Genomic DNA, 23,493 nt, shown 5'->3' on the forward strand with positions numbered 1-23,493 from the left:
CATGCGCCTGAGCCTCCTCCTCGCCGCCCTGCTCGCCGCCAGCGCCTTCGCCCAGACCCCCATCGCGCGGGAAGGCACGCTCGAGCCGCGCAAGAACCAGAAGATCGAGCGCATCCGCCTCGAGGACGCCGGCAACCGCATCGACGAACTGCGCGTGGGCGGCCAGTCGCAGAACGTCACCGTCCAGCCCAAGGCGGACGTCCCGCCCTACGAACTCCAGCCCACCGACATGGCGCGCAGCCGGCCGGCCGAGAGCCGCGAGGGTTTCTCCGGCCGCAAGCAGCGCGTCTGGAACGTCTTCGGCTTCTGACATGGCCGTGTTCACCGAGGTCTCGGAAGGCGAGGCGGGCGCGCTGCTGCGCGCCCTGGGCCTGGGCGAGCTGGCGGAGCTGCGCGGCATCCAGAGCGGCATCGAGAACACCAACTACTTCGTCACCGCGCGCGACGTGCTGGGCACGCGCGAGTTCGTGCTGACGCTGTTCGAGCGCCTCACCTTCGAGCAGTTGCCGTTCTACCTGCACCTGATGAAGCACCTGGCGCAGCACGGCATCCCGGTGCCGGACCCGGCGGCCAATGCCGACGGCGACCTGCTGCACACGGTGTGCGGCAAGCCGGCGGCGCTGGTCAACAAGCTGTCCGGCAGGCACGAACTGGCGCCCGGGCCCGAGCACTGCGCGCAGGTGGGCGCGATGCTGGCGCGCATGCACCTGGCCGGCCGCGACTACCAGCGCCGCCAGCCCAACCTGCGCGGCCTGGCCTGGTGGAACGAGACGGTGCCGGTGGTGTTGCCCTTCGTGACGCCGGAGCAGGCGGCGCTGCTGCGCAGCGAGCTCGCCTACCAGAACCACGTGGCCGCCAGCGCCGCCTGGGCGGCGCTGCCCCGCGGCCCCATCCACGCCGACCTGTTCCGCGACAACGTGATGTTCGAGGACGGCCGGCTGACCGGCTTCTTCGACTTCTACTTCGCCGGCGTCGACGCCTGGCTGTTCGACCTCGCCGTCTGCCTGAACGACTGGGCCATAGCCCTGCCCACGGGCGTCCACGACCCCGTGCGCGCCCGGGCCTTCGTCGAGGCCTATGCCCAGGTGCGCCCGCTCACCCCGGCCGAGCGCCAGCTGCTGCCCGCCATGCTGCGCGCCGGCGCGCTGCGCTTCTGGGTCTCGCGCCTGTGGGACTTCCACCTCCCGCGCGAGGCCTCGCTGCTGAAGCCGCACGATCCGGCGCACTTCGAGCGGGTGCTGCGCCAGCGCGTGCTGCACCCGGTCACGGCCGCCTCGCTGTGAGCCGGACCGGCATGGGTTAAATTCAATTCGTGAAACTGAACATCGTTCCCGCGCGCACCGGCCTCACCTGGGTCAAGCTGGGCGTGAAGACCTTCCTGAAGCAGCCGCTGGCCCTGACCGGCCTTTTCTTCATGTACATGGCGGTGGTGCTGGTGATCTCGCAGGTTCCGGTGGTCGGCCCCGTGCTGGGCGCGATGCTCGTGCCGGCGGCCACGCTGGGCCTGATGGCGGCCACCGCCGAAGCGGCGAGCGGCCGCTTCCCCATGCCCACCGTCCTGATCAGCGCCTTCCGCGCCGGCCGCCAGCGCGCCCGCGCGATGCTGATGCTGGGCGCGATCTACACGGCAGGCTCGCTGCTCGCGACCCTGCTGGGCACGCTGCTCACGGGCGACCCCTCGCCGCAGGCCCCGGCCGATCCGCAGGCGCCGCAGGTCGACATGCGCATGCTGGTGGTGCTGCTGCTGCACACGCCGCTGCTGCTGGTGTTCTGGCACGCCCCGGCCCTGGTGCACTGGCATGGCGTGACGCCGGCGAAGAGCCTGTTCTTCAGCGGCGTCGCGTGCCTGCGCAACTTCGGCGCGCTGACGGTCTACAGCCTGGCCTGGCTGGGCGTGTTCCTGCTGGTGGGCTTCGGCCTGACCGCGCTGGGCATGGTGATGGGCGGCGTGGCCGTCGCCCGCAGCATCATGATGCCCACCGTCCTGATCCTGGTGGCGATGTTCTCCACGTCGCTCTACTTCACCTTCCGCGACAGCTTCCGCGCCGACGACGAGGCGCTGCCCGCCGCGGCCGAACCCGGAGGAGGCCTGGCGCCATGACGCAGCACATCCTGCAGGGACGCACCGAGCGCGAGGTGCTCTGGTTCCGCCGCCGCGGCTTCCTGCAGGCGGCCGCGGCCTGGACCGGCGCTGGCGGCTTCGGCGCGGCCCTCGCGCAGCAGCGCACGAACATCGTGGAACTGCGCGGCGACGCGCTGCTGAACGGCCGGCCGCTGCGCCAGGACCAGTTCATCCAGACCGGCGACCAGCTCGAGACCGGGCCGGGCGGCCACCTGGTGTTCGTGATGGGCAACTCCGCCTTCCTCGTGCGGCAGAACTCGCGCCTGGCCGTCGAGCGCGGCCGGACGCTCACCGCCGTGAGCGTGCTGCGGCTGCTGACGGGCGCGGTGCTGAGCGTCTGGACCCGCGGCGACTTCCGCCAGGTCGTCACGCCGACGCTGACGGCGGGCATCCGCGGCACCGGCGTGTACACGGAAGTGCCGGCCGGCCAGGGCGGGCGCAGCTATTTCTGCAACTGCTACGGCACGGTGGAGATCGGCGCCGGGGGCGAGCACGTGACTTCCGTGTCGCAGTACCACCAGTCCTTCTGGGCGGAAGTGCAGCCGCGCGACGGCCGCGTGCTGACGCCGGCGCGCGCGATCAACCACAGCGACGAGGAAGTGGAGATGGTCGCGGCGCTCGCGCACGAACGCACCGCCTGGCAAGTCATGGGCCGCCGCGGCGTCCACGACGGCAGCGGCTACCTCGATCCGCAGCCCGCCGCGCCCGCGCGCTAGCTTGCTCCCTCTCCCGCTTGCGGGAGAGGGCTGGGGTGAGGGCCCGCCGCTCAGGTGACGGGCGTCAGCTTCGCCACCGACAGCGCCAGCCACTTCTGGCCGTGGCGCGGGAAGTTGATGTGGGCGCGCGCGTCGGGGCCCGAGCCTTCCAGCGTCAGCACCGTGCCTTCGCCGAACTTGGCGTGGAACACCTGCATGCCGGGGCGCAGGCCGTGGTCCGGCGCGGCCTTCTGCGGCGCGACGGGCGGGTTGGCGAAGGTTTCGCTGCGGCCCCAGCCGGTGGCATTGGAGTTGCCGGCGCGCGAGGTTGGGTAGCCCATGCCGAAGCCGAAGGCGGAGCCGCCGAAGCTCTGGTTCCTGGGCGTCAGCCACTTCAGCGCGTGCTCCGGCAGCTCGTCGAAGAAGCGGCTCTTGACGTTGTAGCGGGTCTGGCCGTGCAGCAGCCGCGTCTGGGAATGGCTCAGGTACAGGCGCTTGCGCGCGCGCGTGATCGCCACGTACATCAGGCGCCGCTCTTCTTCCAGCCCTTCGTAGTCCGCCAGCGAACGCTCGCTCGGGAACAGCCCCTCCTCCAGGCCCGTGACGAACACGCAGTCGAACTCCAGGCCCTTGGCCGCGTGCACCGTCATCAGCTGCACGGCGTCCTGCCCGGCCTGCGCCTGGTTGTCGCCCGACTCCAGCGCGGCGTGCGTGAGGAAGGCGGCGAGTGGCGAGAGCGTCTCGCCGGTGTCGGCATCGGGCGGCACGTAATCCGGCGCAGGTTCGTTGACTTCGGGCAGGCTGGGATCCAGGCCCTGGCTGGCCGGTGACTGCCGCAGCACCGTCGCGCCCAGTTCGTCCACCGGCAGCGCCACCGCGTCGCGGCCGAAGCCCTCCTGCGTGACGAAGCTCTCGGCCGCGTTGACCAGTTCCTCCAGGTTCTCCACCCGGTCGGCGCCGTCGCGCTCGGCCTGGTAGTGCTCCACGAGGCCGCTGCGCTGGAGCATCACCTGGATGATCTCGCGCAGCGTCAACCCCTCGGTTTCCGCCCGCATGTCGGCGATCTTCTGCACGAAGGCCGCGAGGTTGGCGCCGGCCTTGCCGGTGGTGGACTTCACCGCGTCGTGCAGCGAGGAGCCCGAGGCGCGCGCTGCGTCCTGCAGCTGCTCGATCGTGCGCGCGCCGATGCCGCGCGCCGGGAAGTTCACCACGCGCAGGAAGCTGGTGTCGTCGTTCGGGTTCTCCAACAGGCGCAGGTAGGACAGCGCGTGCTTGATCTCGGCCCGCTCGAAGAAGCGCAGTCCGCCGTACACGCGGTAGGGCACGGCGGCGTTGAACAGCGCCGTCTCGATCACGCGGCTCTGCGCGTTGCTGCGATAGAGCACCGAGATCTCGTGGCGCGGCACGTCGTCGCGAACGAGCTGGCGGATCTCCTCCACCATCCACTGCGCCTCGGCCATGTCGGTGGGCGCCTCGTACACGCGCACCGGCTCGCCGGGGCCCTGGTCGGTGCGCAGGTTCTTGCCCAGGCGTGCCTTGTTGTGCGCGATCAGCGCGTTGGCGGAGTCGAGGATGTTGCTGAAGCTGCGGTAGTTCTGCTCCAGCTTGATCTGGTGGCGCACCTGGAACTCGCGCACGAAGTCGGCCATGTTGCCCACGCGCGCGCCGCGGAAGGCATAGATGCTCTGGTCGTCGTCGCCGACGGCGAACACGGAGTTGTCCGGCCCCGCGAACATCTTGATCCAGGCGTACTGCAGCCGGTTGGTGTCCTGGAACTCGTCGATCAGGATGTGGTGGAAGCGGCGGCGGTAGTGCTCGCGGATCGGGTCGTTGTCGCGCAGCAGCTCGTAGCTGCGCAGCATCAGCTCGGCGAAGTCGACGACGCCCTCGCGCTGGCACTGCTCCTCGTACAGCTGGTAGATCTCGACCTTGCGGCGGTCGTCCTCGCCGCGGGCTTCCACGGCGCCGGGACGCAGGCCCTCCTCCTTCCAGCCGGCGATGGTCCACTGCAGCTCCTTGGCCGGGAAGCGCTCGTCGTCCACGTTGTACTGCTTCATCAGGCGCTTGATGGCCGACAGCTGGTCCTGCGTGTCCAGGATCTGGAAGCCCTGCGGCAGCTGCGCCAGCTTGTAGTGGGCGCGCAGGAAGCGGTTGCACAGGCCGTGGAAGGTGCCGATCCACATGCCGCGCACGTTGACGGGCAGCATGGCCGTCAGGCGCGTCATCATCTCCTTGGCGGCCTTGTTGGTGAAGGTCACGGCCAGCACGTTGCCGGGGCCGATCTGGCCCGTGGCGAGCAGCCAGGCGATGCGGGTGGTGAGGACGCGGGTCTTGCCCGAGCCGGCGCCTGCGAGGATGAGCGCGTGCTCGTTCGGCAGGGTGACGGCGGCCCGCTGTTCGGGATTGAGGTGCTGCAGCAGGGGCGAGTCGGCAGCGGCTTCTGGAAACATGTGGCATTGTAGGAACCCGGCGGCACGCGCCGCCCCGATGCCATGCGAATCGCCCTGCGACCCACCCTTGCCGCCCTGCTCCTGGCCCTGCCGTTCGGCGCCCGGGCGCTGTGCACCAGCGACGAGGCGCCGCGCGCCCAAGCGGTGCTGGAGCGCTTCACCAGCGCCGACTGCGCCGAGTGCTGGCGCGACCCCGCGACCCCGAAGCCGGCCGCCAACACCCTGGCGATCGACTGGATCGTGCCCGGCCGCCAGGGCGACGACGCGCCGCTGTCGGTGGTCGCCACCGACGACGCCGTCGACCGGCTTGTCCTGCTGGGCCGCAAGCCGCCCGAGCGCAGCGAGAACGTCACCACCATCCGCTCCGGCGAGCCGGTGCCGCTGCGGCTGGCGCAGGGGGATGCCTTCAACGACTACGTGGGCACGACCATGGAGCTGAAGGAACCCGGCCGCGAGGCCTGGCAGGCCTGGCTGCTGCTGCTGGAGCAGCTGCCGGCCGGCACCGAGGGCAGCGTCGTGCCGCGCAACCTGGTGCGCAATGTCTTCCGGCCCGACTGGGCCGACGTGGCCCGGCGCGCGCCCGGAACGCTGGCCGAGGGGCGGGCGATGCAGATCCACGACGGCGCCCGGCCCGAACGGCTGAGGCTGGTCGCCCTGCTGCAGGATGGCCGGGGCCGTATCCGGGCCATCACGCAGACCGAATGTCCCTGAAATCCACTCGGCGCTAGAATCAGTCACCGGGCCCAAGCATTTGTGGCCCGGTTTTTCGTGCCCGCCGCGCGCACGAGGGGCCGGCCCCACAGTCCAAGCGTCCATCTGTTTCTTCAACAGTTTCCGGAGCCTGGAACATGGAAATCTTCGACTACGACAAAGTTTTGCTGCTGCCGCGCAAGTGCCGCGTGGAAAGCCGCTCGGAATGCGACCCGTCCATCGAGTTCGGTGGCCGCCGCTTCAAGCTGCCGGTGGTGCCGGCCAACATGAAGACCGTGGTGGACGAGAAGATCTGCCTCTGGCTGGCGCAGAACGGCTACTTCTACGTGATGCACCGCTTCGACCTGGACAACGTGAAGTTCGTCCGGCAGATGCGCGAGGCCGGCGCCTTCGCCTCCATCTCGGTGGGCGTGAAGCAGGCCGACTACGAGGCGGTGGACAAGCTGGCCGCCGAGGGGCTGGTGCCCGAGTACGTGACCATCGACATCGCCCACGGCCATGCCGACACGGTGAAGAACATGATCGCCCACCTGAAGCGAAAGCTGCCGGGCACCTTCGTGATCGCCGGCAACGTGGGCACGCCCGAGGCGGTGATCGACCTGGAGAACTGGGGCGCCGACGCCACCAAGGTGGGCATCGGCCCGGGCAAGGTCTGCATCACGCGCATGAAGACGGGCTTCGGCACGGGCGGCTGGCAGCTGTCGGCGCTGAAGTGGTGCGCCCGCGTGGCGACCAAGCCGATCATCGCCGACGGCGGCATCCGCGAGCACGGCGACATCGCCAAGAGCATCCGCTTCGGCGCGACCATGGTGATGGTCGGCTCCATGCTGGCCGGCCACGAGGAATCGCCCGGCGCCACGGTGGAAGAGGACGGCCGCCTGTACAAGGAGTACTACGGCAGCGCCTCCGACTTCAACAAGGGCGAATACAAGCACGTCGAGGGCAAGCGCATCCTCGAGCCGGTGAAGGGCAAGCTGGCGGACACGCTGCGCGAGATGCAGGAAGACCTGCAGAGCTCGATCAGCTACGCCGGGGGGACGAAACTCACGGACATCAAGAAGGTGAACTACGTGATCCTGGGCGGGGACAACGCGGGGGAACACCTGCTGATGTAGGAATGCTGGGGTTCGCCTGCGGCTCACCGCCAGCCTACGGGAAAGGCCGTCTCGTAGGCTGGTGGTGAGTCCGAAGGACGAACCCCAGCTTCCGGTCTCAGGCGCGCAACAGATCCAGCGTCAACCGATGCAGCCGATGGCTCGGCTCCACCAGCGCATCCAGCACGCTGAAGTGGTTCACCCCCGGCAGGATCTCGCACACCGGCACCCGGCGCGCGCCCCAGGCTTCCTGGATCAGGCGGTTCTGGCGGTGGTATTCCGCGCTCTCCTGCGAGCCGGCCACCGAATAGAGCGTGCCCTGCCGCGGCGCCGGCAGGCGCGCCGGGCTGGCCTGCGCCACCTGCTCCGGCGTGAGCTGCAGCGTCTGCTGCAGGAAGGGCGTGCGCATGATCGGGTCCAGGTCGTGCAGCGCGGAGATCGCCAGCGCGCAGCGCACCGTGTCGCGCGGCAGCGCCGCATCGAGCTGCGGCCAGAGGCACGAGAGCATCATCGCGGCCAGCTGGCCGCCGGCCGAATGGCCCGCCACCACGATGCGGCGGCGGTCGCCGCCCCAGCGGCCGATGTTGTGCCAGGTCCAGGCCACCGCGCGCGCCACCTGCAGCGTGATCTGCGGGACGGTCACCGCGGGGCACAGGTCGTAGTTCGGCACCACGACGCAGGCGCCATGCCGCGTGAACGCGGGAGCGATGAAGGAGTGGTCCTTCTTGTCCATGGCGCGCCAGTAGCCGCCGTGGACGAACACCAGCACCGGCGCGTCCCCCGCCGGCGCCGGGAAGACATCGAGGGTTTCACCCGCGCCCGCGCCATAGCGCAGGTCCAGCTCGCAAGGTCCTTCGGCGCGCACCTGCGCCGAATCGCCCGCCCACCGGGCGAAGAACGCAGGATGCTCCGGCACCAGCTCCCGGTTGTTGTACATCCCGTCGTACCAAGCTCCATCCCGAACCACGTTCACCTCCTGCCTCGTCTTTTGCAACATCTTGTCACATGTTGTCAGGAAAGTCGGTGAGGTTTTTGGCGCTTTCGGCGTTTGCGTCGGTATACATCGTGCTGGATTCCGCAACATCCACCAAGAGGAGACCTGAAGTGAGACTGACACCTGCGCAGCGCGAGCAGTTCGACCGCGACGGCTACCTTTTCTTCCCCGGCCTGTTCTCGCCCGAGGAGACCCGCACGCTGACCGGGGCGGTGCCGGCGCTGTACGCGCGGCGCGAGGCCTTCAACGTGCGCGAGAAGGGCAGCGACGCCGTGCGGACCAACTTCGCCGCGCACTTGTACAGCGAGCCCTTCGCCCGCCTGGCGCGCCACCCGCGCATGGTGCAGCCGGTGATGGACCTCTTCGACGAGGAGGTCTACATGCACCAGTTCAAGATCAACGGCAAGATGGCCTTCGAGGGCGACGTCTGGCAGTGGCACCAGGACTACGGCACCTGGCTGAACGACGACATGATGCCCACCGAGCGCGCGATGAACGTCGCGATCTTCCTGGACGACGTCAACGAGTACAACGGCCCGCTGATGTTCATCCCGGGCAGCCACAAGAAGGGCGTTGTCGACGCCAGGCACGACCTCACCACCACCAGCTACCCGCTCTGGACGGTGAGCAACGAGCTGATCGCGCAGCTGGTGGAGCGCGCCGGCGGCAAGGACGGCGGCATCGTGAGCCCCAAGGGCCCGGCCGGTTCCATGATCCTGTTCCACAGCTGCCTGGTGCACGCCTCCACCAGCAACCTGTCGCCCTGGAACCGCGTGAGCGTCTACCTGAGCCTGTGCGCCGTCTCCAACCACATCCGGCGCTTCAAGCGGCCGGAGTACATTGCGCATCGCGACTTCACGCCCATCGCCTGCCTGCCGGACGACTGCCTGCGCAAGGACTATCCGGTGGACCTGCCCTGGAAGGACGGCATGCCGGCCAGCGCCCTCGTGACCTCGCCCGAACCCATCGACACCCTGAAGAAAGCCGCCTGATGTCCCTGCATTCCCAGCTCCAGCAACGCGCCGCGCAAGGCAAGCCGATCCGCGTCGGCCTGATCGGCGCCGGCAAGTTCGGCTCCATGTACCTCGCCCAGGTGCCGCGCACGCCCGGCGTGCACCTCGCCGCCATCGCCGACCTGTCGCCCGACAACGCCCGCGCCAACCTCGCCCGCGTCGGGTGGAATCCCGAGCGCACCCAGGCCGCGTCGATCGACGAAGCCCTGAAGACGGGCGCCACGCACGTCGGCGCCGACTGGCAGGCGCTGGTGCGCCACCCGGCCATCGACGTCGTCGTGGAATGCACCGGCCACCCGATCGCCGCGGTGGACCACTGCCTGGAAGCCTTCGCGAACGGCAAGCACGTCGTCAACGTCACGGTGGAGGCCGACGCGTTCTGCGGTCCGCTGCTGGCGCGCAAGGCCGCCGAGGCCGGCGTCGTGTACTCGCTCGCCTTCGGCGACCAGCCGGCGCTGATCTGCGACCTGGTGGACTGGGCCCGCACCTGCGGCTTCCCGGTCGTGGCGGCGGGGCGCGGCCACAAGTGGCTGCCGCACTTCAGCGAATCGACGCCTGACACGGTGTGGAACAACTGGGGCCTGACGCCCGAGCAGGCAAAGCGCGGCGGCCTGAACCCCAAGATGTTCAACAGCTTCCTGGACGGTTCCAAGCCCTCCATCGAGAGCACCGCGGTGGCCAACGCCACCGGCCTCGCCGTTCCCTCCGACGGCCTGCTCTACCCGCCGGCGAGCATCGAGGACATTCCCTACGTGACGCGCCCGCGCAGCGAGGGCGGCGTGCTGGAGCGCAAGGGCATGGTCGAAGTGATCTCCTCGCTGGAGGCCGACGGCCGCAGCATCCCCTACGAGATCCGCATGGGCGTGTGGGTCACGGTCGAAGCGGAAACCGAGTACATCAAGAACTGCTTCGAGGAATACAAGGCGCACACGGACCCGAGCGGCCGCTACTTCACGCTGTACAAGCGCTGGCACCTGATCGGGCTGGAAGTCGGCGTCTCGGTGGCCAGCGTCGCCCTGCGGGGCGAAGCCACGGGCGTGGCGACCTGCTGGAACGCCGACGTCGTGGCCACGGCCAAGCGCGACCTGCAGCCGGGCGAGGTCCTCGACGGCGAGGGCGGCTACACGGTGTGGGGCAAGCTGCTGCCGTCCGAGACCTCCGTGCGCATGGGCGGCCTGCCGCTGGGGCTGGCGCACGACGTCAAGCTGGTGCGGCCCGTGAAGAAAGGCCAGAGCCTCAGCTGGAACGACGTCGCGATGGACACGAACACGCACGCCTACCGCATCCGCCGCGAGATGGAGAAGCTGTTCGCGTCGCCCGTGCTGAAGGTCGCCTGAGATGCGGATCGCCATCCTGGGCATCGGGGCCATGGGCTTCCCTATGGGACGCCGGCTGTGCGAAGCCGGCCACGAGGTGCACGCCTGGAACCGCAGCCGCGAGAAGGCCGAAAGGCTGGCGCCCTCCGGCGCCAAGGTCCACGGCAGTGCCGCCGACGCGGTGCGCGAGGCCGAGGTCGTCGTCTGCATGCTGGAGAGCGGGCCGGTGGTGGAGGAAGTGCTGTTCCGCCAGGGCGTCGCCGAAGCGATGGCGCGCGGCACGCTCTTCATCGACATGGCCTCGATCCAGCCGCGCGAGGCGCGCGAGCACGCGGCGAAGCTGGCCGAGCGCGGCATCGCTCAATTGGACGCCCCGGTCTCCGGCGGCACCGTCGGCGCCGAGAACGGCACGCTGGCGATCATGGCGGGCGGCGAGGCGGCCGACTTCGCGCGCGCCGCGCCGGTGTTCCAGCCGCTGGGCCGCGCCACGCACGTCGGCCCGCACGGGGCCGGCGAGCTGGCGAAACTGGCCAACCAGATGATCGTGGGCATCACCATCGGCGCGGTCGCCGAGGCGCTGCTGCTGTGCGAAAAGGGCGGCGCCGACCCGGCCAAGGTGCGCGAGGCGATCACCGGCGGCTTCGCCGACAGCCGCATCCTGCAGGTGCACGGCCAGCGGATGGTGGAGCGCGACTTCGCGCCGCGCGCGCGGATCGGCGTCCAGCTGAAGGACATGCGCAACGCCCTGGCCACGGCGGCGGAGCTGGGTTTCGACGCGCCGGTCACCGCCCTCTTCGAGCGGCTCTACGCCGAGGCCGGCGAGCACGGCCACGGCGACCTGGACCATTCCGGGCTGTTCGTGGAACTGGCCGCCCGCAACGGCATGCGATAAATCGCGCGCCGCGCCGAAAACCCTGCGCGGCTTTTGCTAGAATAGCGTTCGTTGTGGGGGGGTAGCTCAGCTGGGAGAGCGTCGCGTTCGCAATGCGAAGGTCGGGAGTTCGATCCTCCTCCTCTCCACCACCGACATCGGAAAGCCAGGCCTCGCGCCTGGCTTTTTTCTTGGGGCCTCGGCGCCTGGCCGGGCACGTTCGCGCGGGTCGTGGCATCCATGCCTGCGAGGGCGGCATTCGCCGCCGAGGAGCAGCGCCATGACCCCCATCCCCGTCCACCTGATGCGCAAGGCGGAGATCGCCGAAGGGACGATCTCCTTCCACTTCGCCAAGCCCGCCGGCTTCAGCTTCCGGCCCGGCCAGGCGATCGACCTGGTCCTGGCGGACCCGGCCCTCCGCGGCACGGACGCCGCGCGCCATGCTTTCTCGATCGTCAGCGCGCCGCACGAGGACGAACTGGCCATCGCCACGCGCATGCGGGACAGCCCGTTCAAGAATGCGCTGGCACGGCTCCCGCTCGGGGCGACGGCGGAAATCGACGGGCCCTTCGGCGCGCTGACGCTGCACAACAAGGCGGACCGCGCCGGCGTGTTCATCGCGGGCGGCATCGGCATCACGCCCTTCATGAGCATGCTGCGCCACGCCCGGCACGCGGCCTTGCCGCACCGCCTGGTCCTGCTGTATTCCAACCGGCGGCCCGAGGACAGCGCGTTCCTGTCCGAGCTGCAGCGGCTGGAAGGCGAGCACCGGAACTTCCGCCTGGTCGCCACCATGACGCAGATGCCCGAGTCGCGCCAGCCGTGGACCGGCGCCACCGGCATGATCGACGAAGGGCTGCTGAGGGGCATAGGCGCCGAGCTGGCGAACCCCGTCTGGTACGTGGCCGGCCCGCCGGCGATGGTGGCCGCGATGCGCGAGACGCTGGAGCGCGCCGGCGTGGACGGCGACGACATCCGCAGCGAGGACTTCTACGGCTACTGAAGAGGCAGGGGCGGCGCTCGCGCGAGCATGAGCTGCCCCGATTCGCGTGCTAGAATTCGCCCCCTGATCGCAGTGGGGTTCTTAGCTCAGTTGGTAGAGCAGCGGACTCTTAATCCGTAGGTCGTAGGTTCGAATCCTACAGGACCCACCACTCACTTCCCCGTGGTTGCTTCTTTTGTCGCTACAAAAACGGTAGTGACCTCCAGCCGTGCTCCTCCGTGTAGGCGCATGTGTAGGCGGACGGGCGCAGCTCCGTCCTGATCAGCCGCGTACACTCATCTCGTTACAGGCTGGTTGCGTCGTACCGCGTCGGCCCCTTCGGGAGAAGCAATGGGCCTAACAGACGAACAACAAGCGGCAGTCGAGCTTTTCAACAACGCCAGTTCGCTGAAGATCAGCGCCTTCGCGGGCACTGGCAAAACGACGACGCTGACCGCAATCGGCAGGTCAACGCGGCGCTCGGGCGTTTATCTTGCGTTCAATAAGAGCATCGCAGAAGAGGCCCGCACGAAGTTCCCCGGCACCGTGGACTGCCGCACAACTCACTCGTTAGCGCTTCGCTCGCTTCCTTCTCAGTACCGGAACAACAAAGCGAAAGTGTTTGACGGCCTGCAGGGGAATCGTGTCGCTCACCTTCTCGATTTACAGGAGCTTGCGATCGGTGATGTGCTGTTGAAGCCGCGCTCACTCGGCTACATCACTGCAAGGACAATACAGCGCTTCTGCCAGAGTGGTGACGAGAGCATCTCCCCCGCGCATGTGCCTCTCAGTGGCAAGCTGCAGAAGCTGCAGGATCGCGACAGGGATCAGTTCGAAGCCTACTTAGCGAAACTGGCTGCGCACCTTTGGGACCGAATGCTTGATCCAAAGGACGCCGCGCCGCTCGGTCATGACGGCTACCTAAAGCTGTGGTCACTGAACTCCCCGGAGATGCACTACGACTTTGTCCTGCTGGACGAAGCACAAGACACAAACGAAGCAGTGCTCTCGGTTCTTCGAAAACAAAGCGGGCAGCTCACTCTCGTGGGGGATCGCCACCAGCAAATCTACGAGTGGCGCGGCGCTGTGAATGCGATGGCGAAAGTGCACACGGAAGCTGAATCAGCACTCACCCAGTCCTTCAGGTTTGGAGCAGGAATAGCGACGGTCGCGAATCGCATCCTGGCCGACCTTCGGGAAGATCGAGCCGTGACGGGCAACCCGGAGATTCAAAGCAGGATCACGACGATAGGGCGAACTCGGGCGGTTCTGTGCCGCACAAATGTCGGCGTGATCGAGGTCGTTCTGGGAGAGCTTGCGCGTAACGGTCGGCCCCATGTCGTGGGTGGAGTCGGTGATCTTGTTCGGATGCTCGAGGATGTGACTCGACTAAAGAGGCAGGTCCCCGGCGAATGTCCCGAGTTCTTTGGGTTCCTGAATTGGGACGAGGTTGTGGACTTCGCCGATTCAGATGAAGGCGAATCGCTGCGCACATTCGTGACCATCGTCAATCAAAACGGGGAACGGGCCCTCATTCGCGCACTTGAAGAAGTCGCAGAGGGCGAAGGTACGGCGGACCTCGTGGTCTCAACTGGGCACAAGGCGAAAGGACGCGAATGGACGTCTGTAGCTCTCCACACTGACTTTGAGCCGAAGAAATACAAGAAGGACGACCCCAGCAAACCAGTCTTCAATGAGGAAGAAGCACGCTTGCTCTATGTTGCAAGTACCAGACCACAGCACCACCTAGTAGTGCCTTCGCGCCTTGCTGCAGCATGGGGAATAGCTGGCACGCCGGTCAACAACGTCGGCTATGCCCCTGCACCGATCCGTGTTGCGTCATCGCCGGCTCGCGCAAAAGTGCCGAGACCCGAGCTTCCGGCTATTGCAAAAGTAGTAGGCAACTCGGCGACCGACCGAGGCAGTACGCGTTCAGCCGACCCGGTCACAGCTCCAGCGAGCGCGCGCAGCACTCCTCAAGCACCAGCTGCGCGATCACCGGCCCCCCGCCGATCAGCGCCCTCCCCCGCGACTCACACAGCGCCTGTTCGCGATCCACACACGAGAAGCGAGGGCCTTCTGTCTTCGCTCTTCAGGTCAGTTTTCGGGAAGCGGTAGCCCGCAGCGCAAAACGGGGGTATCGCCGCTCCCGAGCCTCTGCTATAACGTCCCGAACAAATTGATACGGGGGGTTTGGCTTGCAATCGCAGTCTGCCGAGGGGGAGACCCGGCTAACACCTTTTCTAAAGTGGGCAGGCGGAAAACGGTGGCTCGTCGCAACCCACTCCCACCTCTTCCCGACAAAGTATGAACGCTACATCGAGCCGTTTTTGGGCGGCGGCTCCGTGTACTTCCACCTGCAGCCTGAATGCGCACTGCTGGGCGACAAGAACGCCGAGCTTATTGCGACGTACCAGGCAATTAAAGACAACTGGCAGCAGCTCCAAAACAGCCTCGAGTACAGACAACGGGCGCACGACCAGGACGAGGACTACTACTACCGGCTGCGGGAGAGAACTCCCAAAGGAGCTGCGCAGCGCGCATCGCGTCTCATTTACCTCAACAGAACTTGCTTCAACGGGATCTACCGCGTGAATCAACGTGGTGAGTTCAACGTGCCTCGCGGCACCAAGAACAAAGTTGTCATCGAAACTGACGACTTCGAAGGCATGTCAAGCCTGCTGCAAGGTGCGGAGTTGAAGGCTGGCGACTTCGAGCCACTCATTGACAGCGCAAACAGGGGCGATCTCGTTTTCGCCGATCCCCCGTACACCGTCCGCCACAACTACAACGGGTTTCAACGATACAACGAAGTCCTGTTCTCGTGGGCGGACCAAGAACGTCTTGCTCGCGCGCTGCTTAGAGCAGCGAAGCGCGGCGCGAAGGTGTTCTGCACTAATGCTAATCACCAGTCGGTACACACGCTGTACCGCGACCCAACGTTTCACCTTGAAGTGGTGTCGAGAACCTCGCGCATCTCGGCGAACCCTGAGACGCGGGGCGCTTATGAAGAGCTGATCATTCGGGCGAACATCTAGCAGTAGGAGTACCTATGGCAAAGCTGGGCAACTTGGTCAACACCGCGGCCACGCAAGGCAATCCAATTGACGCACTGCGAACCTTTATGGAAAGAGAGGACGCGAACGAGCGCGCGAAGCGGATCAACGACATGCGCTTCGTCGGCTACGTTCTGGAATTGGGTTTCGACTCCGCCAAGATCATCACCAGCGACCCGTACAAACTTGCCGTTGGCGGCATCCCTCGCGGTTCGTTCCTGATAATGACGCCGGTCAACGCTGGCGGTACTCCACCGCATTTCACACTGCTGCGCGTCACAGGAGTGACCGCCACGCCGCTATCGAATCAAGTGCAGCAAACCTACTTTGAGCTGCACAAAAAGTCCATGCCTGAACTTGATGTGTGGACCCAAAGCGAACTGCAATGGGGCGCGCTCGACTGCGACGTTCTCGGCATGTTCTACGCAAACCCGCAGAACATGCAGATGCTTCAATTCTCTGGCGATGTGAACAACGTCGTAAGTGCACATCGGTACAAGGTGTTTGCACCCGACGACGCTTTGCTTCGACTAATCGTCAATGGGATGGTGAAGACAGATGATCGGTTTGAGATCGGCGAGCTGCGGACAATGGAGTGCGGCCTTTTCAGCACTGGCGCTGTTCCGGCTATTCCCATCCAAATATCCATGAGGGACTTCAAGGGATGTCGAACGGCCATGTTCGGCAAGACTCGACTGGGAAAGTCCAATGTGGTGAAGTTGCTCGCACAGGGCATGCTGGACGCGACCGCACACGACAATTCGGTCGGTCAGTTGATCTTCGACATCAACGGCGAATATGCGAACGACAACCCGCAGGATGGAAACAAGTCTCTTCGCTCCGCGAACGCTAAACGGTGCAAGGTTTATGCACTGACAAAGCGCGACGAAACGCCGTCTGAGCCGCTCCGATTGAACTTCTACGAACAGCCAGCTTCCACAATCGGCATCCTCGGCTCGATGCTCGCACAGGACAATCGCGCCTCAGGCTATATCGCGAGCTTCGCCAGCGTTCAATTACCCGAGATCGAATCGGTCGCGGCGCTTGGGTTCAATGAAAAAACCCGACCAGTGCGCAAAATCCTGATGTACTGGGCCATCCTTCACAAGGCTGGCTATGGCTCAGACGTCAGCCGCTTGCGGGGCCTAGACATAACCGTTCCGAGGCGCGCCCTCTTCGACCCTGGCTTTGATGACGATCTTCGGGCCGCCGCGTACACAGCGATTCAACCGAAGGCGATGCAAGACGGCGCGGCGCCTCCACGCCCGACAAACTTAGACGCGCTCGTCGCTGAGTTGGAAGTGATCGCCGAGTTCAGGAAGCGAGACGAGAAGAACCCGTTGTTCGGGCCGAAGGGAAAAAGCGCCCGTCCTCTGTTCGACTCAGACGATACCGCGCTGCTAGATTTTTTGGCGCCAGGTACAGGTCGGTCAGGTCCGACTGTAATTCGCCCCTACCGCGAGTTTCATTCGGAGAAGGCGGGAGATTTCATCACACACATCCTGGCGCTGCTTGACGGGGGTCAGACCGTGATCCTCGATCTTGGGAACGCGACCGACCAAATCCGCCGCTACTTCGCGGACATGCTGTCTCGGGCCGTATTCAGCCACCAAGAGGGCAAGTTTGTCGGGAACTCCCTCAAGAATACGTTCGTGCAACTGTACTTCGAGGAAGCGCACAACCTGTTCCCGCCGGACAGCAAGGACCTGACTGGAGTCTATGCCCGCTTCGCGAAGGAAGGCGCGAAGTTTCACATCGGGATGGTCTATTCGACACAGTCTCCCTCTACGATTAATCGAGAGTTGCTGGCGCAGACGGAAAATTTCTTCGTCGGACACCTGTCAAGTCAGGACGAAACCAAAGCGCTTGCGAGAGTTCAGATCGCCTTCGCTGGGGTCGAAGAAGACATCCTTCGCGCGAAGACGCCGGGCTATATGCGCATGTTGACGATGTCGCACAGGTTTGTCGTGCCCACGCAGGCTTACCGATTCGAAGCACGATCTGCTAAGTAGGAGGGACCATGGCACCCTACTCCGAAGGAACCCGCCTCCCTGGTGAAGCAGCGTCGAAGCTCGGACATCTGACTGTTGTCCAAAGCCCATGGGTCAAGAGTCTCGTCGAAGACTTTGAAAGCCACGAAGTACCCACCGCGGACCCGTCGAAAACGATCTGGCAAAGCTTCGACGGCACAGACATCGTCCCCCTGCAAAGCGTCTGGGCTGCGGATGGATCCTATGTTGCAGTCACATCAGAGCGGAAGCCGGCGAAGGAAGTAGCGTTCGTCAAAACCGCGCTGCTCCTGTTGGACAAAGTAAAGCTCGATGCGATCGACAGGGATCTGCCGCATCCGCTGCTTCTACGCGACGCAGTGAAAGATACGGCAGTCCATCATGCAACCGTTCTGCCATTAAAGAACGTGCGGACGCCTCTCGGGATCAACTATCACGCTGTCCGTCACATCATCCGTGACTCGATGAAGGTCGATCAGGGAGGCGAGTTTTTTGAAACTCTGAAGTGGCTCGCGTACAGCAAGTGGAACGTTCATGGAGGGCACCCTTCCTCACCGAAGTTTCAGTGTCCGCACTGCGGCGTGGAACTAGCAAGCGGCTTGCCATATGACTCCGAGGAAGGCCCGTGTGACTCTTGTGGCGAGGAGGTATTTCTCTCCGACCTGTGGGGCTTCCATCTTGAGATGGATGACGACAGCGCTCCTGATTCAGTGGCCTCTGCATACATGATGGTGATGGAACACCTCATGCTTTTCACGGCGATCCGGCTAATGTGGCACCACACAGACCGTTCGCTTGTGATGAATACCTTGTTCATCAAAGACGGCCCCCTGACGCTACGAGGTCAGTACTCAAAGATGGTGCCGAGCATCAGGGCTTTTTTGCAGCATGCAAAAAACGAGGGCCGACCAGTGCACGTCATTGGTCAAGAAAAAAGCGGTGCCTTTTTCGATCACTTAGCCTCGGTGGTGCGCTACGCCCCACCGCAGGAAAGGGGCCAGCCTCCGAGCTTTGCAGCTCTCTCGCACGCGTATGTGAGGCGAGAGGTGAATCGCTCCCCCGACATGAAGAACCCCTACGGCCTTCGCACGAACTGGGGAGAAAAGGTTTTCTTCAAGGTGGACCCCGGCTCGTTCATGGTGCTGAATGTGCCGACTGGGGAGTATCTCAACGCCGAGGATCGGCCTTACGCCAGTGATCTGATCGGGCTAGAGAGGATCCTCGCATCTCTACCGAGCCTAGTCAGTCACAAATTCGAGGGGGCGCTCTACCCCGTCGAACTGGCGAATGGGATTGCATCAATGTCCAGCTATCCCTCAGCGACAGTCTTGAAGCGGTTTTTGGACTCACAAGAGAGCTAGTTCGAAGGTCACGACAGGAGAGAGATCAAATGTTTGTTTTCCGATCAGTGACCGAACCCGTAAGGCTTGTAGAGGACTTCGATGCACGTTGGGGCGATGTGAATCTGGGACTCCTCACCTGCTGGGAAAGGGGGCGGGATAAATCCCTGGAAGATCCCGACCTGGCATCTCGCGCGAAATCAGGCGAACTGATTCCGTTAGCCTGGAAGGGCGGAGTAGAGAGGCCCGTCCAGACGTATCGCTACGGCACCCTTCAGTATTTGGCGACTTGGCAAGGCTTAAGGGGAGAGGATCTGGCGATTGAAACTACTGAAGAGAAGACTATCACCTGCTCTCGGCATCACAGTCGGGTGATATTCACAGCCGACATTGGCAAGTTCTCTCGGATTTGACCGCAGTTCTCTAGGAGCGCCTATGGAATCCGTAGCTGTCATCGACTTCGAGACCACCGGCCTGAATCCAGCATGGGGAGACCGCCCTACGGAGATCGCAGTGGTGCTCGTAAACGGAGGACGCATTGTGGATCGATTTCAGAGCCTCATGAATCCCGAGCGGGCAATCCCGGCAGATGTCACCCGGCTAACTGGCATCACGGATGCGATGGTGGCACGCGCTCCTAAGGTTGAAACCGTTATGAGAGAAGCGGTTCGCTTCATAGGCAAGGCGCCCGTCGTAGCGCACAACGCGTCCTTCGACAAGCGATTCTGGGACGCTGAAACAAGGCAGTTAGCGACCCGCAGGTCCGAAACATTTGCGTGCACGATGCTGCTGTCTCGAAGGCTTTACCCACACTGCCCGAATCACAAGCTCGGCACCCTAGCTCAAACGTTGAACCTGCCGCAAACAGGGACAGCTCACCGGGCAATGACCGACGCTGAAATGGCCACCCACCTTTGGCTTCGAATGCAGCACGATATAGACCGGGAATACGGCGTGCGAACCCCTTCACATGATCTGATGATCAAGGTTCAACGCACGCCGAAGACTCAGATCAAGAGACTGTTCTCTTCCCTTCGCTGACCTGTGACATGAAGCCAGAGAGTGGAAGCGGCGAGCCGAGCACCGTCTCAACGGTGAACGAGGAAACGAAGGAACTGGAGCATCTACTCGCGGTCTGGGAGAAAACCATTGATGTGCAGATGCACTTCAACGATCTCTGCCTGACCCTGCGCCGCACCGCCGTAGCCACAGTTGGGGTTCTGCTTGGCGCTGGTGCAGTTGCATTCCGGTTCGGTGGTGACATCCTGATCGGCAGCAGGACGACGAGCGTGGCTTTCTTGTTCGTTGTCCTGGCTGTGGGTGCGTGGGTGGTCTTCTTTTTCTTGGACCGATTTTGGTATCACGAGCTGCTGCGCGCGTCCGTCGAATACGCAGAGGGATTGGAGCCTGAGCCTCGAAAGACAGGTTTTCCTTTCGATCTGAGCCTGACACGGAAGATCAGCGAGCGCAGCCGAAGGTGGACCTCCGCAGGAAGGAAGCTGTACCTTTTCTATGGACTACCGGCTCTCCTCCTTATCCTCGCCTCGGCTCTTCTTTTCCACGGTGTCATACAGCCGCTGAGGTAGCGCACACAGCAGAGCATCATACTGTATGCTTGTACAGTATGAAGGTTACGGTTGCTCTAGAGCGCGAACGTGGCGCGTACCGCGGCTCTTACGGTCCGAAGGATCGCGGCACAGGTGACTTGCACCTGACCTACCGCACCACGAACAATCGGCGCGTGGCGGTGCTGCAGTTGCTGGGGACTGATCGCAGATGGCCGAATCTCTACGACCCGCGACTCGTCGATCTCAGTGCGAACCGCATGAGATTCATCGGCCTTGAACCGACGGATCAGGCGTGGCACTTGCAGGAGTGGATAGTCGAACTTCAGCCAGATGCGCGCTAACTCGCCCGCGCTGCGCCTTTCGCGAGCGGGGGTGCATTCGGCGTTGCCCTTCGCCATGAGACGCCAGCCCGACAACCGCGAGCTGCTCGCGCAGAGTCGGCTCGCGGTCTCCCATGAAGGGTAGCGGCATCTGCTTCATGCCTCAGATGATGCCCGTTGTCGCGCGCACCGTCAGGTGATAAATGCACCCGAACGTTTGGTGATTTCTACTGCGCGAGTCGGCGACCGCTGCATAGGACAGGCGGACTCGACTCGCATTTGCGCCACAACTTCGGCCAGCCGAATGATCACGGGCGCGAGGACCCCACATAGGTGGACGGGATAGCCGCGCGTCGGCGGGGCGCAGGCACCTCGCCGAGAGCCTGGTAGCGCGGGCTACGCGTGAACGGTGCCGGGTCCCGCCTGCCCAGCACGATCTCAGGCCGTGCATCCGCGCGACGGATGATCTGCTCGCCTGCGTCTTCGGCCTGCACGATCAGCGCTTCTTCCTCTGCTTCGAGGAGGTCGAGTTCAGCGTCAATAGTTGCGCAGCGACTCTCACGCTCCGCCCGCGGCGTTCCTTCCGGCACTGCGTCGATGCCCGCGAGTAGCGCCTGCTGGACGCGATCCGCGCCGAGCATAAGGACCAGCAGCGGACCGTTCATGTGCTCGGTGCCGAAGTCGAGCATCGAGGGGTGTTCACCCGCGGCCACGAGTCGCAGGTGCATCGCGTGCTTGCCCTGCGCATCCGCTTCCCAATCGGCGACCATCGAGAGGATTTTCTGCCGCACCTCTTCACGCGACAGCGCCTGTCCGTTAAGTGCTGCGCGTTCCGCGTGGCGTGCGCGAATCGCCTCTCGCACGGCTTCAATCTGGGGATTGTGCACCTTCATCGCGGCTCTCCTGCGTAGGCTTTCAGGTTGTGAAGAAGTTTCGAGAGCACCGCGAAAGCTGCGTCCTCCTCAGGGCTTGCACGCAGTTCTTCGTCTGCGAGGCGGCGCTCGAACGCGGCGCGCTGTAGCGTCTTCGCATCGACACCAGCTTCGCGCAGTTCTTCAGTGTCAACGGCCAGCAGCTCGGCGAGCGACATGACCTGGTAGTCAGGATGCGCCTGCCACACCGCGTCGGTGCGCAGCCGCTTGGAGTTCTCCACCATCTCGCGATAGCGGTCGTGCCGCGCCTTGCGCGAGTCCGCGAGGCGCGCGACGCGTGCCTCGATGCGGGCGAGCTTCTCGTAGTCGATCATTGCGGAGTCCTTAGAACAGGTCGATGCCGCGCAGAACAGCGCTGGCCGGGGGATAGTCGCGGAGGGCCCGCGCGAGGTCCTCGGGCGTATAGAGGCTGTGCGGCGTGCCGTTCCACGCATCGAACTGAGCTCCGTTCACGAAGCGCAGGCGCGGTCCCTGCTGCCGCATCGCAACGGGAATCTCACCGCGCTCGATCCATCCCGCGAGCGTATCGGCCGAGACACCTGCCATGCTGGCGGCTGCAGCGAGTCGCACCCAGCCAGCGAGGCTCGGCGGCTGGTGCGAATCCGAAGGGGTGTTAGTCATAGTCATGCGGAAGTTTGACTGTTTGAACTGCATTGCGCCTGCGGTCCAATTTCGCACTGCTACACGGGTGTAGGGTTGGAGATGCCTGAGGATGAGGTAATCAAGTTTGCAGAAGTGAAAAACTCGTTCAGATCGGGCCTCTTCGCCCCCGCTTCGCGAGGCATATGTCAGGGACCCTGTTCAGGCGAGTAGAGTGCCTACGTATGGCATAGAGGACCGCATGCAACCTGACACAAACCAATGGCTCGCCCTTCGCGGAGTTCACCTCCTCGGAGGAAGTCGCGCGTTGAATAGGCAAGAGCCGCGCGTCATCCTCTACCCGTCCGCCACAGCAGGATCGGCGCTTGAAGCACCTGTTCGCTCCTACGGGTCGCTATACGCCGATCTACACGCTCTCGGTTTGAATGTGATCGGCGTCGATTTTGTGACGAACTCACTCGAAGCGAACGCTCTCGTTCCTCCGAACTGGCGGCCCTACGTTCAGGGTGAAGTCAGTCCCTGGACGAGTGAAGACCAGGCGCAACTATGGTCACAGATTGGGTTTTCCGCACATAAGAACGGCAACCTTAAGCTGTGGGACCTAGCCTACCGGGTGTCACACCAGCTACGCGTCTGCTCTTGGCGATTGCGAGACGTCTCAGAGGCGTATCACGCGCAGCTCAACTCACGCTGCGCGCAAGGCTTTCGCCCCGGCGAACGGTTCGTTGATGGGTTCACATGGCTAGGCTATTTGTCCCTACAGGTGTTCCTTGTCGATGCGTGCGTGCTACGAGACTACCTTGCCGAGTTTTTTGCGTATTACGCCTGCTCTCAGCAAAATCTAACCAGCGGCTCGATCGACAGCATGGGCATGTTGAAGAAGAAGGTTCTGGACAAGATGCGCTCAGGGGATGTACTGGCGGATGACTTGAAGATGGCGACAAGCCCAGGGGGTTGGCTCTTTGAGCTGGGAGCGTACCGTGACTTGGTCGTTCACAGCGTGCCTCTCGCGCGGGCAGAGGCGGCGCTGTACGCGATGTGCACTGAGCAGGAGGTCAAGGGGGGAGGGACGCTGCCGGGTGTGACGTTTCCGCTTCCCAAGGACCCGAAGGCAATCAGGGACGCCAGATCGGCGGGAACCTACTTGCAGCGAGAACTTGCAATGCTGGTCCGAGCAAGTAGAGGCGACGCTGCGGGTGCAGACGGGTTGGTTTACGCTCACGACTGCCTAGCGCGACTCGTCAGGCTGGCGCGCGGCATGGCCGAGAAGGCCCCGGTCAGGCCGGAAATGCCGACTCTCGACGAGAGCAACATCGTCGGACCTGTCACGGTGAAGTTCATCTGAGCTGCACGACGAAAGAGACGTGACACCGTGACAGCCCTATAGGGTGCTGTCACGGATGTCCCGTTCATCAAGAAG

General features: G+C 64.4%; 23 protein-coding genes and 2 tRNA genes. 20 read left to right on the plus strand and 5 right to left on the minus strand.

The genetic code is table 11. From position 1 onward, the window contains the following. The first annotated feature begins 1 nt into the window (after position 1). Genes ACY0MJ_RS11315 through ACY0MJ_RS11330 form a run of 4 tightly spaced genes read left to right on the plus strand, consistent with a single transcriptional unit; the run spans position 2 to position 2,838 of the window. Entirely contained in the window at positions 2-310 is a 309-nt protein-coding gene (locus ACY0MJ_RS11315) for a hypothetical protein (protein WP_462638565.1), read from the plus strand. Position 311: 1 nt separating this feature from the next. Continuing rightward, a complete protein-coding gene (locus ACY0MJ_RS11320) occupies positions 312-1,283 on the plus strand; it encodes a homoserine kinase (RefSeq protein WP_462638566.1) in 972 nt (323 codons plus the stop codon). A 29-nt stretch (positions 1,284-1,312) separates the two neighbouring features. Next, entirely contained in the window at positions 1,313-2,101 is a 789-nt protein-coding gene (locus ACY0MJ_RS11325; RefSeq protein ID WP_462638567.1) for a BPSS1780 family membrane protein, read from the plus strand. Continuing rightward, complete coding sequence (locus ACY0MJ_RS11330) at positions 2,098-2,838, plus strand: FecR family protein (protein ID WP_462638568.1); 741 nt, start codon at positions 2,098-2,100, stop codon at positions 2,836-2,838. The genes ACY0MJ_RS11325 and ACY0MJ_RS11330 overlap by 4 nt, the downstream gene beginning before the upstream one ends. 50 nt (positions 2,839-2,888) lie before the next feature. Here the strand turns inward: ACY0MJ_RS11330 and ACY0MJ_RS11335 are convergent, their stop codons facing one another. Next, the gene (locus ACY0MJ_RS11335) at positions 2,889-5,267 is read right to left on the minus strand and encodes a UvrD-helicase domain-containing protein (protein WP_462638569.1); all 2,379 of its coding nucleotides are present in this window, start codon (positions 5,265-5,267) and stop codon (positions 2,889-2,891) included. Between the two features lie 42 nt (positions 5,268-5,309). Here ACY0MJ_RS11335 and ACY0MJ_RS11340 point away from each other — a divergent pair, with 42 nt between their 5' ends. Both ACY0MJ_RS11340 and ACY0MJ_RS11345 read left to right on the plus strand, forming a co-directional pair. Next, positions 5,310-5,978: a hypothetical protein gene (locus ACY0MJ_RS11340; RefSeq protein WP_462638570.1), complete on the plus strand. Its 669-nt coding sequence runs from the start codon at positions 5,310-5,312 to the stop codon at positions 5,976-5,978. Between the two features lie 137 nt (positions 5,979-6,115). Further along, positions 6,116-7,093, plus strand: coding sequence for a GMP reductase (locus tag ACY0MJ_RS11345; RefSeq protein ID WP_462638571.1), 978 nt, complete (start codon positions 6,116-6,118; stop codon positions 7,091-7,093). Positions 7,094-7,190: 97 nt separating this feature from the next. Here the strand turns inward: ACY0MJ_RS11345 and ACY0MJ_RS11350 are convergent, their stop codons facing one another. Further along, positions 7,191-8,069 carry an alpha/beta hydrolase gene (locus ACY0MJ_RS11350; protein ID WP_462638572.1) on the minus strand — a complete coding sequence of 293 codons (879 nt, stop codon included), beginning with the start codon at positions 8,067-8,069 and terminating at the stop codon, positions 7,191-7,193. 107 nt (positions 8,070-8,176) lie between these two features. On the opposite strand from ACY0MJ_RS11350, the gene ACY0MJ_RS11355 reads away from it, so the two are divergent. The 13 genes from ACY0MJ_RS11355 to ACY0MJ_RS11415 all read left to right on the plus strand — a co-directional run bounded on the left by ACY0MJ_RS11355 (position 8,177) and on the right by ACY0MJ_RS11415 (position 20,562). Continuing rightward, entirely contained in the window at positions 8,177-9,058 is an 882-nt protein-coding gene (locus ACY0MJ_RS11355; RefSeq protein WP_462638573.1) for a phytanoyl-CoA dioxygenase family protein, read from the plus strand. Then, on the plus strand, positions 9,058-10,416 hold the full coding sequence (locus ACY0MJ_RS11360) for an NAD(P)H-dependent oxidoreductase (RefSeq protein WP_462638574.1): 1,359 nt from the start codon (positions 9,058-9,060) through the stop codon (positions 10,414-10,416). The genes ACY0MJ_RS11355 and ACY0MJ_RS11360 overlap by 1 nt, the downstream gene beginning before the upstream one ends. A 1-nt stretch (position 10,417) precedes the next feature. Continuing rightward, positions 10,418-11,287, plus strand: coding sequence for an NAD(P)-dependent oxidoreductase (locus ACY0MJ_RS11365; RefSeq protein WP_462638575.1), 870 nt, complete (start codon positions 10,418-10,420; stop codon positions 11,285-11,287). Positions 11,288-11,342: 55 nt separating this feature from the next. Further along, positions 11,343-11,418 (plus strand) — tRNA-Ala (locus ACY0MJ_RS11370). 128 nt (positions 11,419-11,546) lie between these two features. After that, entirely contained in the window at positions 11,547-12,269 is a 723-nt protein-coding gene (locus ACY0MJ_RS11375; RefSeq protein ID WP_462638576.1) for an FAD-dependent oxidoreductase, read from the plus strand. Positions 12,270-12,344: 75 nt separating this feature from the next. Continuing rightward, positions 12,345-12,420: transfer RNA gene (locus ACY0MJ_RS11380), tRNA-Lys, on the plus strand. A gap of 179 nt (positions 12,421-12,599) precedes the next feature. After that, complete coding sequence (locus tag ACY0MJ_RS11385; protein ID WP_462638577.1) at positions 12,600-14,366, plus strand: UvrD-helicase domain-containing protein; 1,767 nt, start codon at positions 12,600-12,602, stop codon at positions 14,364-14,366. 80 nt (positions 14,367-14,446) lie between these two features. Beyond that, positions 14,447-15,286: a DNA adenine methylase gene (locus ACY0MJ_RS11390; RefSeq protein ID WP_462638578.1), complete on the plus strand. Its 840-nt coding sequence runs from the start codon at positions 14,447-14,449 to the stop codon at positions 15,284-15,286. Positions 15,287-15,300: 14 nt separating this feature from the next. Next, positions 15,301-17,316: an ATP-binding protein gene (locus ACY0MJ_RS11395; protein WP_462638579.1), complete on the plus strand. Its 2,016-nt coding sequence runs from the start codon at positions 15,301-15,303 to the stop codon at positions 17,314-17,316. Between the two features lie 8 nt (positions 17,317-17,324). Further along, positions 17,325-18,674, plus strand: coding sequence for a hypothetical protein (locus ACY0MJ_RS11400; RefSeq protein WP_462638580.1), 1,350 nt, complete (start codon positions 17,325-17,327; stop codon positions 18,672-18,674). Between the two features lie 414 nt (positions 18,675-19,088). Further along, positions 19,089-19,694 carry a 3'-5' exonuclease gene (locus tag ACY0MJ_RS11405; protein ID WP_462638581.1) on the plus strand — a complete coding sequence of 202 codons (606 nt, stop codon included), beginning with the start codon at positions 19,089-19,091 and terminating at the stop codon, positions 19,692-19,694. An 8-nt stretch (positions 19,695-19,702) separates the two neighbouring features. Next, a complete protein-coding gene (locus ACY0MJ_RS11410; protein ID WP_462638582.1) occupies positions 19,703-20,239 on the plus strand; it encodes a hypothetical protein in 537 nt (178 codons plus the stop codon). Between the two features lie 29 nt (positions 20,240-20,268). Then, positions 20,269-20,562, plus strand: a complete 294-nt coding sequence (locus ACY0MJ_RS11415) for a hypothetical protein (RefSeq protein WP_462638583.1) — start codon at positions 20,269-20,271, stop codon at positions 20,560-20,562. Between the two features lie 287 nt (positions 20,563-20,849). Here the strand turns inward: ACY0MJ_RS11415 and ACY0MJ_RS11420 are convergent, their stop codons facing one another. From ACY0MJ_RS11420 to ACY0MJ_RS11430, 3 genes are read right to left on the minus strand one after another with little or no spacing between them, the layout of a single operon-like run. Beyond that, positions 20,850-21,434 carry a hypothetical protein gene (locus tag ACY0MJ_RS11420; RefSeq protein WP_462638584.1) on the minus strand — a complete coding sequence of 195 codons (585 nt, stop codon included), beginning with the start codon at positions 21,432-21,434 and terminating at the stop codon, positions 20,850-20,852. Continuing rightward, positions 21,431-21,787: a hypothetical protein gene (locus tag ACY0MJ_RS11425; RefSeq protein ID WP_462638585.1), complete on the minus strand. Its 357-nt coding sequence runs from the start codon at positions 21,785-21,787 to the stop codon at positions 21,431-21,433. Before ACY0MJ_RS11425 ends, ACY0MJ_RS11420 begins: the two co-directional genes overlap by 4 nt. A gap of 10 nt (positions 21,788-21,797) precedes the next feature. Next, positions 21,798-22,127: a hypothetical protein gene (locus ACY0MJ_RS11430; protein ID WP_462638586.1), complete on the minus strand. Its 330-nt coding sequence runs from the start codon at positions 22,125-22,127 to the stop codon at positions 21,798-21,800. Between the two features lie 253 nt (positions 22,128-22,380). Between ACY0MJ_RS11430 and ACY0MJ_RS11435 the strand changes: the two genes are divergently transcribed. Beyond that, complete coding sequence (locus ACY0MJ_RS11435) at positions 22,381-23,418, plus strand: hypothetical protein (RefSeq protein ID WP_462638587.1); 1,038 nt, start codon at positions 22,381-22,383, stop codon at positions 23,416-23,418. The last annotated feature ends 75 nt before the right edge of the window (positions 23,419-23,493 follow it).

The sequence above is a fragment of the Ramlibacter sp. bp-362 genome (genome assembly GCF_054956735.1).

Coding starts and splice junctions, on each gene's coding strand:
- ACY0MJ_RS11315 (WP_462638565.1), top strand. CDS start 2: ATGCGCCTGAGCCTCCTCCTCGCCGCCCTGCTCGCCGCCAGCGCCTTC.
- ACY0MJ_RS11320 (WP_462638566.1), top strand. CDS start 312: ATGGCCGTGTTCACCGAGGTCTCGGAAGGCGAGGCGGGCGCGCTGCTG.
- ACY0MJ_RS11330 (WP_462638568.1), top strand. CDS start 2,098: ATGACGCAGCACATCCTGCAGGGACGCACCGAGCGCGAGGTGCTCTGG.
- ACY0MJ_RS11335 (WP_462638569.1), bottom strand. CDS start 5,267: ATGTTTCCAGAAGCCGCTGCCGACTCGCCCCTGCTGCAGCACCTCAAT.
- ACY0MJ_RS11340 (WP_462638570.1), top strand. CDS start 5,310: ATGCGAATCGCCCTGCGACCCACCCTTGCCGCCCTGCTCCTGGCCCTG.
- ACY0MJ_RS11345 (WP_462638571.1), top strand. CDS start 6,116: ATGGAAATCTTCGACTACGACAAAGTTTTGCTGCTGCCGCGCAAGTGC.
- ACY0MJ_RS11350 (WP_462638572.1), bottom strand. CDS start 8,069: ATGTTGCAAAAGACGAGGCAGGAGGTGAACGTGGTTCGGGATGGAGCT.
- ACY0MJ_RS11360 (WP_462638574.1), top strand. CDS start 9,058: ATGTCCCTGCATTCCCAGCTCCAGCAACGCGCCGCGCAAGGCAAGCCG.
- ACY0MJ_RS11365 (WP_462638575.1), top strand. CDS start 10,418: ATGCGGATCGCCATCCTGGGCATCGGGGCCATGGGCTTCCCTATGGGA.
- ACY0MJ_RS11375 (WP_462638576.1), top strand. CDS start 11,547: ATGACCCCCATCCCCGTCCACCTGATGCGCAAGGCGGAGATCGCCGAA.
- ACY0MJ_RS11385 (WP_462638577.1), top strand. CDS start 12,600: ATGGGCCTAACAGACGAACAACAAGCGGCAGTCGAGCTTTTCAACAAC.
- ACY0MJ_RS11395 (WP_462638579.1), top strand. CDS start 15,301: ATGGCAAAGCTGGGCAACTTGGTCAACACCGCGGCCACGCAAGGCAAT.
- ACY0MJ_RS11400 (WP_462638580.1), top strand. CDS start 17,325: ATGGCACCCTACTCCGAAGGAACCCGCCTCCCTGGTGAAGCAGCGTCG.
- ACY0MJ_RS11405 (WP_462638581.1), top strand. CDS start 19,089: ATGGAATCCGTAGCTGTCATCGACTTCGAGACCACCGGCCTGAATCCA.
- ACY0MJ_RS11410 (WP_462638582.1), top strand. CDS start 19,703: ATGAAGCCAGAGAGTGGAAGCGGCGAGCCGAGCACCGTCTCAACGGTG.
- ACY0MJ_RS11420 (WP_462638584.1), bottom strand. CDS start 21,434: ATGAAGGTGCACAATCCCCAGATTGAAGCCGTGCGAGAGGCGATTCGC.
- ACY0MJ_RS11425 (WP_462638585.1), bottom strand. CDS start 21,787: ATGATCGACTACGAGAAGCTCGCCCGCATCGAGGCACGCGTCGCGCGC.
- ACY0MJ_RS11430 (WP_462638586.1), bottom strand. CDS start 22,127: ATGCAGTTCAAACAGTCAAACTTCCGCATGACTATGACTAACACCCCT.